The sequence below is a fragment of the Acinetobacter sp. SFB genome, from assembly GCF_001647545.1.
Lineage (GTDB): Bacteria > Pseudomonadota > Gammaproteobacteria > Pseudomonadales > Moraxellaceae > Acinetobacter.
Genome location: NZ_LSZH01000012.1, coordinates 159965 through 171906, shown reverse-complemented (window position 1 = coordinate 171906; position 11942 = coordinate 159965). Strand labels below are relative to the sequence as shown.

10 protein-coding genes and 1 pseudogene are annotated in these 11942 nt (G+C 39.7%); 5 read left to right on the top strand and 6 right to left on the bottom strand.

All coding sequences use genetic code 11. The features are described from left to right. Positions 1-100: 100 nt before the first annotated feature. Both AY606_RS08160 and AY606_RS08155 read right to left on the bottom strand, forming a co-directional pair. The gene (locus AY606_RS08160) at positions 101-1390 is read right to left on the bottom strand and encodes an ABC1 kinase family protein (protein ID WP_067866957.1); all 1290 of its coding nucleotides are present in this window, start codon (positions 1388-1390) and stop codon (positions 101-103) included. Positions 1391-1448: 58 nt separating this feature from the next. Then, a complete protein-coding gene (locus tag AY606_RS08155) occupies positions 1449-2177 on the bottom strand; it encodes a HesA/MoeB/ThiF family protein (protein WP_067867420.1) in 729 nt (242 codons plus the stop codon). 426 nt (positions 2178-2603) lie between these two features. On the opposite strand from AY606_RS08155, the gene AY606_RS16760 reads away from it, so the two are divergent. Next, positions 2604-2738, top strand: a complete 135-nt coding sequence (locus tag AY606_RS16760; protein WP_283234614.1) for a hypothetical protein — start codon at positions 2604-2606, stop codon at positions 2736-2738. Between the two features lie 58 nt (positions 2739-2796). Here AY606_RS16760 and AY606_RS08150 read toward each other — a convergent pair whose 3' ends face one another. From AY606_RS08150 to AY606_RS08140, 3 genes are all read right to left on the bottom strand, one after another. Continuing rightward, positions 2797-4443, bottom strand: a complete 1647-nt coding sequence (locus AY606_RS08150) for an AMP-binding protein (protein WP_067866955.1) — start codon at positions 4441-4443, stop codon at positions 2797-2799. 237 nt (positions 4444-4680) lie between these two features. Beyond that, the gene (locus AY606_RS08145; RefSeq protein WP_067866953.1) at positions 4681-5817 is read right to left on the bottom strand and encodes an acyl-CoA dehydrogenase family protein; all 1137 of its coding nucleotides are present in this window, start codon (positions 5815-5817) and stop codon (positions 4681-4683) included. Between the two features lie 271 nt (positions 5818-6088). Then, complete coding sequence (locus AY606_RS08140) at positions 6089-6859, bottom strand: 3-hydroxyacyl-CoA dehydrogenase (RefSeq protein ID WP_067866951.1); 771 nt, start codon at positions 6857-6859, stop codon at positions 6089-6091. 154 nt (positions 6860-7013) lie between these two features. On the opposite strand from AY606_RS08140, the gene AY606_RS08135 reads away from it, so the two are divergent. Further along, a complete protein-coding gene (locus AY606_RS08135; RefSeq protein WP_067866949.1) occupies positions 7014-8036 on the top strand; it encodes an AraC family transcriptional regulator in 1023 nt (340 codons plus the stop codon). A 204-nt stretch (positions 8037-8240) separates the two neighbouring features. Then, positions 8241-8594: pseudogene (locus AY606_RS08130) on the top strand (hypothetical protein). Between the two features lie 99 nt (positions 8595-8693). On the opposite strand, the gene AY606_RS08125 reads toward AY606_RS08130, so the two are convergent. After that, on the bottom strand, positions 8694-9299 hold the full coding sequence (locus tag AY606_RS08125) for a TetR/AcrR family transcriptional regulator (protein ID WP_067866947.1): 606 nt from the start codon (positions 9297-9299) through the stop codon (positions 8694-8696). 89 nt (positions 9300-9388) lie between these two features. Between AY606_RS08125 and AY606_RS08120 the strand changes: the two genes are divergently transcribed. Both AY606_RS08120 and AY606_RS08115 read left to right on the top strand, forming a co-directional pair. After that, positions 9389-10600: a multidrug effflux MFS transporter gene (locus AY606_RS08120; protein ID WP_067866945.1), complete on the top strand. Its 1212-nt coding sequence runs from the start codon at positions 9389-9391 to the stop codon at positions 10598-10600. Between the two features lie 372 nt (positions 10601-10972). Then, entirely contained in the window at positions 10973-11941 is a 969-nt protein-coding gene (locus AY606_RS08115) for an aliphatic sulfonate ABC transporter substrate-binding protein (protein ID WP_067866943.1), read from the top strand. Position 11942 lies beyond the last annotated feature (1 nt).

Here is an 11942-nt window from a genome sequence, read left to right as displayed (position 1 = left end):
ATTTGATTTTTGAATCTCCTGAATATTCCTTTAAAAAAGAAAATTCCCTCTTTGATAAAGAGGGATTTAAGGAGATTTGCTCAATAATAACTTAGTGTTTTCACAACACCTTTGGATCAAGAGTTTGCACCATTTGCAAACGCTGGTCTGCATAAATATCGGTATATGGCGCGAGGATGCGCATAAAGCGATCGAAATACAGCATTTGTTTAAACAGCAAGGCAAAGTCACGCGGGAAGCGAATACCGTGACGCTCACCGACTCCAACCATATCCATCATAATATCGTTTAAATCTGCGGGATTTGAGCTTAATATTTGTTGAGGATCAGCCATTAATACACCACTAAATAACCGCTCCAGATCATCGGCCAAAACTTGTGTATCAATTTTCTTGTCGGTCATGCCCATTTTCAGCATGTTTTCTGCCATCAGGTTGTAATCCGTTTTTTGCAGCGCATCCATAAATGCAATGGATGCAGTCCATACTTCAGGATTAAGCTGACCGACAATACCAAAATCGATAAAACCGACACGCCCATCTTCAAGCAGCATCAGATTGCCTGCATGCAAATCGGCATGGAAACTGTTACACATCATCAAGCTACCAAACCAGGTATTCATGGCGGTAATTAAAACCTGAGACGGATCTTTAGAGACTGTTTTGACCACATCAAAATCAGTCAAAGGCACACCATAAAAACGCTGCATGGTGAGTACGCGACGGGTTGAATATTGGTGATAAACTTTTGGTGCTGCGGCTTTTGAATTTTGAGTCACATTCAAATAGTTAACGAAATCATCAAGATTTTGTGCTTCTTCAATAAAGTCGACTTCACGCACCATACGGGTTTTAATTTCATCGACAATATCGGCAAGTGATGCAAATTTAACTTTTGGTACCACTTTTTCTAAAACTTTAGTGGCCCAGTGCAAGACGTTTAAGTCGGTATATAGAATAGTTTCTACACCCGGCTTTTGCACTTTAATGACGACATCTTCGCCTGTCACAAGTCTAGCTGCGTGAACTTGTGCAATAGAGGCTGAAGCTAAAGGTTTTTCCTCAATTGAAGCGAATATTTCATCCAGATTTCGGCCTGCAAATTCAGAGGCCAAAACACCCTGAACATAACTAAATGGCAAAGATGGGGTTTGATCTAAACAGCCTTGAAATTCTTCAACATATTCACGTGGAAACAATGAAGGCGTACTGGCAATAAACTGCCCAAGTTTAATGTAGGTTGAACCTAATGATTCAAAAGTTTCACGCATCAGTTTTGCGTTACTTGGTTTTTCTGTGGCGTATTTAATGCCTGCTTTTGCTGCAATGACAGCTGTTTCACCCACACGGGCAACCGAACGCAGTCCATCTAACCAGATATTGTTTTTCATAATGTCAGCTTAGAATTAAATTGTAGTGAGTGTAGCAAAAAAATATTCGTTTGCAGGTCTATCTTGCCTGACAGATTGGACAATCTGTATCTTTTTCGAAAGCAAGCAAGCGTTGTTTCATGCTTAATCCATCCCAAAGCATCAGTTTTTGTTTAAGCGGCGTTTTGCCCAAACCTAAATACAGCAATGCGTGATGCGCCTGCAAGCTTGCCATGACATTAGGCGTGGTCGCTAATACACCTGAGTCTGCACAGCGCAGGTTTTCATTGACATGCTGTTCTTTGGGAAATAGACATTCATAACAAGCCGATTGCCCTTCAACCATAAACAGTTGTCCCTGAAAACCAATAGCAGAAGCACTGATTAAAGGCACATTAAATTGCTTGCAGGTTTGATTGACGAGGTACCGTGTTGTGAAATTGTCGCAGCCATCTAACACCAGATCTTGATTTGAAATAAGTTGTTCTGCATTACTTTCATCCAGTTTTACGGCTTGAGATTCAATACGAATATGTGGATTAATCTGTTTTAAGCGTTTAGCCAGTATTTCGGATTTATAGAAACCAATATTTTCTTCTACATAGGCTATTTGGCGCTGTAGATTACTCATCTCAATCGTATCTGCATCAATTAAGGTGATTTTCCCCACACCCGCACGGGCAAGAAGTTCCGCGGTTGTACATCCAATTCCTCCGCAACCGACAATCAAGACATTGGCAAGTTTCAGTTTTTCCTGTGCTTCAATATCCCACCCATCCAGCAATATTTGGCGGCTATAAAGATGCATTTCTTGGTCGCTGAGTTCCAAATCAATATCGTACTGGGTCACTAGACATCCACATTATCCGCCTTTTCTGGTGTCACCGAGTATAGACAAATCAGCCGTAGTATTCAGCAAATCTATTATTACTTAGCCATTTTTTGTCTTAATTTTAATCATAAATTTGAATTGACTTGTAAATTACTTGAATGAAAAAATTAAATAAATACCTGAAATTTGACATATTTTTTATTCGCACTATGATCAATGGGTATTCGTTTAAAACATGACGATGCTATAAGTATTTATTGAATACAGGGTAAGCTGTGAGTGCCTCATAACCGCAGCAGTAAGTAATAGTTTTCCTAAATTTACTATGTACTTACGGACATTGGGAAAGACTGCTACCAACATTTTTTCCGTCGAGAGACGAACCTGAATTGGGAGTCAATGATGCTGTTCAATACTTTTAAGCAACTGCTATGCAAACATCACTTCACTGAATATCAAACCCAGCATTTCCACGTTGCCGAATGTTTAAAATGTGGAATTCAATTTCCGCATTCCAATAACCAAAACCGCCATTAATGGCGGTTTTTTTATTTCTATAAGATCTAGACTCTCAGTCAAAATAGACAAAGTACAACTAGACTGCTTTTTGAATTCCCTGCATTTTGGCAATTTCCTGTTGCTTGAGTAAATTGCGCTGAATTTTGCCACTGGAGGTTTTAGGTAAAGCATCCACAAATTCAATCTCCTTCGGATATGCATGTTTAGACAAACGTGAACGTACATATTCCTGAAGCTTACGATTTAACTCATCTGATGCTGAAAATTTCGGTTTGAGTACCACAAATGCTTTGACTACTTCAGTACGTGCCGGATCTGGCTTGCCAATCACCGCCGATTCCAATACCTCTTCACATTCAAGCAAAGTGCTTTCAACCTCGAAAGGACCTATACGATAGCCTGACGTTGTAATGACATCGTCAGCACGACCAATAAAATCTACCCCACCAAATTCATTTAACTTAACCGTATCACCGGTTAAATAATATTGACCCACAAAAGATTTAAGGTTATTTCCTCCATAACCTTTAAACCAGGTTAAAGGTGACTGAGTAAAGTCGATGGCCAATGTGCCGATTCCACCTTTTTCCACTTCTTCATTGTTTTGATTCAATACCGCAAAACGATGACCGGGGTTGGCAAAACCTGCTGAACCGACTTTCTTTTCATGTTCTAAAGCATGATGATTGGCAATTACCATCCCCAGTTCAGTCTGTCCATATTGATCATAAATATTCACGTTTAAATCATGGTTAAACCAGTGAATCACTTCAGGCGTTAAAGGTTCACCGGCACTGCTCACCACACGTAAATGCTGTTTAATAGATGAATCAAATTTTTCCTTAAATCCAAAGAACATTCGAAATGCGGTTGGCGATCCCGTCAAGTTACTGACTTTATATTTTTGAATGATCTGCACGGCGTTATCTACGCTAAACGCACGCTCATCCATAATGATGCTATGCCCAAGACTTAAAGGTCCGGCAATGCCGTAATATAAACCATATGCCCAACCGGGATCTGCCAGATTCCAGAAAGAATCTTCTTCACGCAAATCCACGGCATAAGCCATATACCCTTTAAATGCCAGTACCGCCTTTAAAGGAACAGGAACGGATTTGGCCAATCCAGTCGTACCGGAAGTAAACATCATCAGGAAATCATCTTCAAAGTTTTGCATTACTGGTGCAAAAACTGAAGATTGCTTGGTCAGTTCGGTCCAAAAATCTGCATCGTGATGACTTAATGTATTTAATGGATGTGCTGTTAAAATATGCGTTATGGCAACACCATGCAGTTTTTTACGCTGTTCATCATTGGTCACAATCAATTTTGTTTTAGCTGTATTGATTCTGTGTTCAATCGCTTTCGACTCAAACGCAGTAAACAATGGCTGATAAATTGCACCCATACGCCATGTCGCTAAAATCGTAATCAGCAATTCAGGCGTTCGCGGCAATAATCCTGCAATACAATCACCTTCTTTTAAGCCTACCGATACAAAATAATTTGCCAATTTCCCAGAAGCTTCTGCCAGCTGCTCAAATGTCCATTCGGCAGACTCACCATTGTTGCCTTCCCAAATTAGGGCTGTTTTATTTAAGCCAAGATAACGCTCGCAACATTCTACATAGGCATTGACTGACTCAGCTGTACCGACCAGTTGCTCTGCAAGAAAACTATCAAAATTAAACTCTTGATATGCTTGTTCTAATGTCTTCATGGCGACAACCTCTCATCCGTTATTTTATTAAACAAAGCTCCTGCTTTGCTGATCCATTTTGCTTATTTTTCTGACTCTAAAATGCCAAAAATCATTCAGCATTTTCAATTTTTTAGCTTCACTCTTAAATTAGATAAACATGCTTTCTCAGCTCCTGCAATTTCCTCATCCATCAGAAAATGTGCAGGATTTGAACACCGACCAAAGTCTAAAATTTAATCCCCAACAGATGAAGATTTAGATTTTAGTCACTTCACGGGCAATGACTAAACGCTGAATGTCCGATGCACCTTCATAAATCTGGCTGACACGTACATCCCGATAAATACGCTCTACTGGAAAATCAGACACATAACCATAACCACCGTGAATTTGAATGGCATCAGAACAGACGCGTTCCGCCATGGTTGATGCAAACAGTTTTGCCATTGAGGCTTCTTTTAAACACGGTAAATCTGCATCTTTTAAAGTTGCAGCATGGAAAATTAGTTGCCGTGCGGCCTCAATCTGGGTGGCCATATCGGCTAAACGAAATGCCACAGCTTGATGCTGAACAATCTCTACACCAAATGCTTTACGCTCATTGGCATATTCCACCGCAGCATCTAGAGCCGCACGCGCCATGCCGACTGATTGTGCAGCAATACCAATTCGCCCTGATTCCAGATTGGATAAAGCGATTTTGTAACCTTCACCTTCCTTGCCCAATAGATTTTCAGCAGGAATCCGGCAATTTTCAAAGATGATGGTTGCAGTATCTGAACAGTGTTGTCCCATTTTTTCTTCAAGACGAGAAACTAGATACCCTTCAGTTTCTGTCGGCACGATAAAACAGGAAATGCCTTTTTTCCCTGCAGATTTATCCGTCACGGCAAAGACAATCGCAACCTGCGCATGCTTACCGGTAGTAATAAACTGTTTAGTGCCATTTAACACCCAAGAGTCACCATCACGTTCTGCCTTGCATTCCAGTGCACCTGCATCTGAACCTGCTTGTGGTTCAGTTAAGCAAAAACAGCCGAGCCATTCACCTGTCGCAAGTTTGGTTAAGTATTTTTGTTTCTGATCTTCTGTGCCGTAGCGTTGGGTAATTCCGCAAGGTAACGAATTTTGGACGCTCACAATTGTAGAAATTGCACCATCACCGGCAGCAATTTCCTCTAAGGCCACAACAAGTGATACATAATCCAGCCCGGCACCGCCCCATTGTTCTGACACGGTCATGCCTAAAGCGCCAAGCTCACCCAATTCTTTTAATTCTTGTGCAGGAAATCTGGCAGTTTTATCACGTTCTGCTGCAGTCGGTTTCAGCTTGTTTTGCGAATAATTGCGCAACATGTCCTGAACCATTTTTTGTTCATCATTTAAAATCATTGAATATGCCTTTCATGGTCAGGTTTTTAAATTCGATATTTATTAAAATTTAAGCAATATTGGATACGCGACAATCCCATTCGCAACCTGAAATACTTCTGAAAGATAATGGTTCTGCGAGACAGTGGACTGTAATTCTAATTAAACAGGTTTTGCGAATGGAGATGGTTTTGCCTACTATTCCCGTAAGAAAAGTAGGTCAACCGAAGGTTATACACAGTCTTTACTTAATAATGCCAAGACTCCGTCTTCCTACTCAAAAGATTGATATTTATCTCGGCTGCATACGAATCGCGCCATCTAAACGAATTACTTCACCATTCAAATAAGCATTTTCAAAAATATGACCGACCAAGTGTGCAAACTCTTCCGGTTTGGCTAAACGGGGCGGAAACGGCACCATCTGTCCCAAAGCATCCTGTACATTTTGTGGCATGCCTTTTAGCATTGGGGTTTCCATAATCCCTGGAGCAATGGTCATCACACGAATCGCTTCACGAGCAAGCTCACGAGCCAAAGGTAAGGTCATTGCCACTACCGCACCTTTCGATGCTGCATAAGCAGACTGACCAATCTGACCATCAAATGCAGCAACTGAAGCTGTATTTACAATCACACCGCGTTCTTCCTCACCGGCTTTCAATTCATATTTCGCTATTAAATTTGCAGCAAAACGAATCATGTTGAATGTGCCGCTGACGTTAATATTCAATACTTTTTGGAACATGGCAAAATCATGCATGCCGTCACGACCAAGCACTTTGGCGGAAGGCGCAATACCCGCACAATTGACCAAACCATTCAGCTGACCATATTGCTGTTCAATATTTTCAAAGAATGTTTTTACCGCATGTTCATCGGTCACATCCAGCTTTACAAAGACTGATTGCTCACCTAAACGATGCTGCATTTCTAGGCCAAGTTCTTGATTCATATCGACCATAAGTACTTTTGCGCCTTGACCGACCAAATATGTTGCAGTTGCTGCACCTAAACCCGATGCACCGCCAGTTACTACAAATACTTTTCCTTGAATTTTCATCTTCTATTCCTGTTAATTCTTTGTATGAACACTCGACTTAAGATGCAGAGTAAATGCAGTTAAGCTAGAGTACAATTTCCAAATATTGCATCCTCTGTGATGGATTTGGACAATAAGTCACGGCAGCAAAAATACGGAATACGGATATCTGTACATGAAGGAACAAGACTTAAATTGCAGTAAAGGTACAATCTCGATCAGTCTGGTGCATGAGGCACTACTGTCTGCCGAGAATCAAGGGTTGAATACACAGAATATCCTAAGCAAATCCGGCATTCCGATTGAATTAATGCAATCCAGTAAAGCGCGGGTTTCGGTGTCGCAATACGCCCAGCTTTGGACTGAATTGGCGGATACCATGAATGACGAATTTTTTGGTATGGACAGCCATCCGATGCGTCGCGGCAGTTTTAAGCTTTTATCAAAATCTGTTATACATGCCGAAACACTGGAAACAGCATTACGACAGATTTTGCAATTTTTAAATCTGGTTCTGGATGACTTTATCAGCCAATTATTTGTTCAGGAAAACTACGCTTATATCGTGATTTATGAGCAAAAACAGACCAAAAGAATGTTCAGTTATGCTACCTATTTAATGCTGATTCATGGTTTGATGTGTTGGTTAAGCGGACAAAGAATTCTACTCAAGCAGATTCAACTTAAATGTAATGCTCCGTTGGATGATCAAGACTATAAAGTCCGTTTTTGTGAAGATATCCAATACAATAGCAACGAAAACTATGTACAGTTCGATGCCAATTATTTAAATATTCAGATCAAACAAGACATACAATCATGGTATCGGTTTATTCAGCAAACGCCACAGAATCTATTAGTACGCTTTAAAAATCCGAATGCCATCAGTTCGCAGATCCGTAAACACTTAATGAATGTTCCACCATCTGAATGGCTGGAGCTGAATGAAATTGCACAACGGTTAAATATGTCCGATGCCACCATTCAACGGCGCTTAAAAAGTGAAGGTATCAGTTATCAACAACTCAAAAATGATATACGGCGTGATTCTGCTATTGAATTTTTAACCAAAACAGACAAATCCCTCCAAGATATTAGCGATGAATTAAACTTTCATGATCCGAGTGCATTTCATCGTGCTTTCAAGAAATGGACGGGTGTCAGTCCCGGTACTTATCGTCAACATAAAGAGCAATAAGCGACTTATATTTACAAAGTCTAAAAATGATTAATTAATAGTATTAAAAATTTCATGCGTTTGAAAAAGCGCTATTCCGCTCATCGAAAGATAGTTGCATTTTATTCCAAAATAGGTTATTTTTCACTCAATTTAAAAGCATAATTTTATGCTTGACCTGCTGTACTCCTCCCCGTGAAATCACCTTAAATTAAAGGTTCTGACATGCTTAAGATGATTGATGTACTAGAACAAAACTTAGTACAAAATTTTACTCACTCTCTCAACACACCCACATCTCAATTTGATGAGCTTTTGAATCAAGGTATTTTAAATGCTTCTGAGTCAGCACTTCAGAAGGCTGTGGTCAGCTTTTTCAATCGTGAAGATGCCATTGAATCAGCACAGGCACTAGATATTAGCGCTGAACGTATTCAAGCTTTATAAACGGGCGTCGCTTTAAAAGATGATCAATATCTTGCAGATACTGCAAAAATTGTGGCGCTTTGCTTGGCACTCGAAACCGATGCTCTGAATCAATTAGACATATCGGAGTGTTTACAAGACTTCCCGGTATAAATCTAAAGTAAATTAAAAAAAGCGGCTTAACGAAGTCGCTTTTTTTGGCTCAATTTAAGCTATTTACTCCACCTCTATACGATATTTTTATTCATTCGCTTAAAACATGGCGTTAACTACCCGTTCTATTTTTTGCCGAATCGCTAATAGGTCAATCACAGTATTTTGAGCACCCATTAAGGCATCAATCAATAATTTGCCAATCACTGCCCCAAAGAGCATATCTGCCAGCAAACCCACGTCTAATTGCAGCTTATGCTGTGAATCTGGAATACGCTGAATAGATTCAATCAAACTTTGTCGGCTATTTACAATGCCCATTTGATAAAATGTTTCAGCCATCCCCTCCAGACCATAATTTTCAGCAATCGCTAAACGGCATAATTTCAAATGTCGTTCAGATAATACATATTCTGCAATTATATTGAGGTGCTGTTTCAAAGCATAAACAGGATCATCATGATTTTTAAAATCAACAGTCTGCTCCGACCATAGATATGAAGAAGAGATCAGTGAATTAAGCAACTCTCTTTTATCTGCAAAGTAAACATATAAAGTCTTTTTTGACATTCCTGTTGCAGTTGCAATTTCAGCCATCGTCACATTTGCAAAACCCTTTTCACCAAACAGCTTTTCTGCTGCGGCATAAATTTCTTTGCACCGATCTTCGACTGGCATGACCAAGGGCCGACCCATTTTTGTCATTTAACTCACTCATCAGGTTGTCTTGACTTAGGAAACTCATTGGTTTCTAATATGCGTCTTGTAAAAATTAAGATCCCATTTTAGCACTCATGACTTCTTCTACAAATCGTACCACACCGCTGCTTATTGCGGCACTCAGTACTGTTGGTCCGCTCGGGATTGATATGTATTTACCCAGTATTCCTGCTATGGCTGCCTCATTGAATTGCACAGAAGGTGCGATTCAGCTCAGTTTAATGACGTTTTTCTTGGGTTTGATGTTTGGACAGCTATTTTATGGCCCTCTATCAGATAAATTTGGTCGTAAACCGATGATTTATCTAGGTCTAAGCATTTTCGTCCTAGGCTCGATCGGCTGTGCATTTGCAGAATCAGTCATGCAGTTACACTTTCTACGCTTAATCCAGGGTCTGGGCGGTTCAATTGGTATGGTGATTGCCTTTGCTATTATTAAAGACCTGTATCACGGGCCAATGATGGGCAAAATGATGTCGATGGTTTTGGCTATTTTAGGTCTCTCACCGGTACTGGCTCCACTGATTGGTAATGGTTTACAGCATTTAGAATCATGGCGGGCTATTTTCATCTTTTTAGCCGTTTATGCAGCGATTGTTTTGCTTGCATGTGCAAGCTTATTGCCAGAAACACGTGCAAAAAAACAAAGTGCTTCCTTTAAACTTTCTAAAACATTCCATCATTATTTTACAATTTATTTTGATCGTAATTTTATCGTTTATGCACTTACGCTCTGTATTGCACAAGCCGGTTTCTTTGCATATTTAGCAGGTTCAGCCAGTGTTTTCATTACCGAATACAAACTTACTGCAACACAATTTAGTGTGCTATTTGCCATTAATGCCTTAGGTTTGGTTGCTGCAGCAATTTTTAATCCTAAATTACATCAGAAATTTGGTGCCATAAAAACCTATCGCCTAGTTAATACAGCTTATGTCATTGTCATGGGCGTACTGTTTAGCTTGCTTTGCATGGGCTATCACAATTTATATGTCGTATGTGCTGGACTGTTTATAGCTGTAACCTTGCTCGGTTTTATTATGCCTACCGGCAGTCAACTGGCTCTAATGAATCAACATGAACATACAGGAACAGCTTCTGCACTGCTTGGTTCAATGCAGTTCGGTACAGGTGCTATTGTTTCTGCAATTACTGGGGCATTAGCTACTTGGGGTGGCTTTGGACTGATTCTGGTGATCTTTATCTGTGCACTGGTTTCAGCACTAATGTGTAATACCTTATTTGAAAAAGCAGAGGTAGATATACCACAGCATTCGTTTAAATAAGCTTTTATTTAAATAGTCTTCCGTTGAATGGTTTCCTCGTTAAAAGTGCAATTAAAAATGCCGGCCCAAGTCGGCTTTTTTAATACCAGAATTATTTTGTAATTACTTAATAATTACAATGAAATTTCATTGTGTATTTATCCTTTCTAATCATTACTATTTTAATTTTATTCATTGCAATGTATCTTTTTGATATAAAGTAGAAAAAGTTAAAAAATGATTTTTATATTTCATAAAATTCAATCAGTTAAAATATTAAATTCAACATATGCAAAATTAAGATAATTTTATAAAAATTACTGTTTTCTCTTTTACCAGTCATGACTGGCAGTATTCCCCCTATACCAAGTTCTACAATTTTATGGGGTTTATATGCACACTTTCGGTTTTAAAACTAAAATATTATTTACCGCACTTACACTCGGTTTTGGAAGCCAGTCCAGTTTCGCGGCTCTCCCCGATACTCTTAAACTGGATTATGCTTACTATGCTCCTACCAGTCTGGTTGTTAAGGAACAAAAACTTTTAGAAAAAGCGCTGCCTAAGACTGAAATTAAATGGGTCTTTAGCCAAGGCAGTAACCGTTCACTCGAATACTTAAATAGTGATAGCGTAGATTTTTCATCGACCGCAGGTTTAGCGGCAGTCCTTAGCCGGGCCAATGGGAGCCCGATTAAAACGGTCTATATTCAAAGTCAGCCTGAATGGACTGCTTTAGTGGTTGCAAAAAACTCGCCGATTAAAAGTCTTAAAGATTTAAAAGGTAAAAAAATTGCAGCAACCAAAGGTACCGATCCTTTCCTATTCACATTACAGGCACTTGAAACTGCCGGTTTGAATAAAAAGGATGTTCAACTGGTACACTTGCAACATCCGGATGGCAAAACGGCGCTTGAACGTGGACAGGTCGATGCTTGGGCAGGTTTAGATCCCTTAATGGCGGCTGCACAAATACAGTCCGGTGCAAAACTGCTTTATAGAAATGTCGGGTTCAATAGTTACAGTGTTCTGAGTACTAAAGAGCAATTTGCCAAACAAAGTCCTGAAGCCATTGAAGCAGTCATTAAAGCCTATGAACATGCACGTAAATGGGCCAAAGCCAATCCGGATAAACTGGCAGAATTGCTGGCGCGTGAATCCAAGCTGCCTATTGCCGTGACTAAACTTCAACTCAGCCGAACCAATTTTGAGCAGAATATCCCCACTGCAAAACATATCAATGCACTAAAGAAATCGGGAACAATTTTGACAGAAGAAAATTTGGTTCGTTCAGACACCAATGTCAATAAGGTGATTGATCAACTGTTTGATGCAAAATATGCACAGAAGGTTGTGAAGTAAC

Excerpts from the sequence above, each read along its gene's own strand:
- AY606_RS08160 (WP_067866957.1), bottom strand. The coding sequence starts at position 1,390 with ATGAAAAACAATATCTGGTTAGATGGACTGCGTTCGGTTGCCCGTGTG.
- AY606_RS08155 (WP_067867420.1), bottom strand. The coding sequence starts at position 2,177 with ATGCATCTTTATAGCCGCCAAATATTGCTGGATGGGTGGGATATTGAA.
- AY606_RS16760 (WP_283234614.1), top strand. The coding sequence starts at position 2,604 with ATGCTGTTCAATACTTTTAAGCAACTGCTATGCAAACATCACTTCACT.
- AY606_RS08150 (WP_067866955.1), bottom strand. The coding sequence starts at position 4,443 with ATGAAGACATTAGAACAAGCATATCAAGAGTTTAATTTTGATAGTTTT.
- AY606_RS08145 (WP_067866953.1), bottom strand. The coding sequence starts at position 5,817 with ATGATTTTAAATGATGAACAAAAAATGGTTCAGGACATGTTGCGCAAT.
- AY606_RS08140 (WP_067866951.1), bottom strand. The coding sequence starts at position 6,859 with ATGAAAATTCAAGGAAAAGTATTTGTAGTAACTGGCGGTGCATCGGGT.
- AY606_RS08135 (WP_067866949.1), top strand. The coding sequence starts at position 7,014 with ATGAAGGAACAAGACTTAAATTGCAGTAAAGGTACAATCTCGATCAGT.
- AY606_RS08125 (WP_067866947.1), bottom strand. The coding sequence starts at position 9,299 with ATGACAAAAATGGGTCGGCCCTTGGTCATGCCAGTCGAAGATCGGTGC.
- AY606_RS08120 (WP_067866945.1), top strand. The coding sequence starts at position 9,389 with ATGACTTCTTCTACAAATCGTACCACACCGCTGCTTATTGCGGCACTC.
- AY606_RS08115 (WP_067866943.1), top strand. The coding sequence starts at position 10,973 with ATGCACACTTTCGGTTTTAAAACTAAAATATTATTTACCGCACTTACA.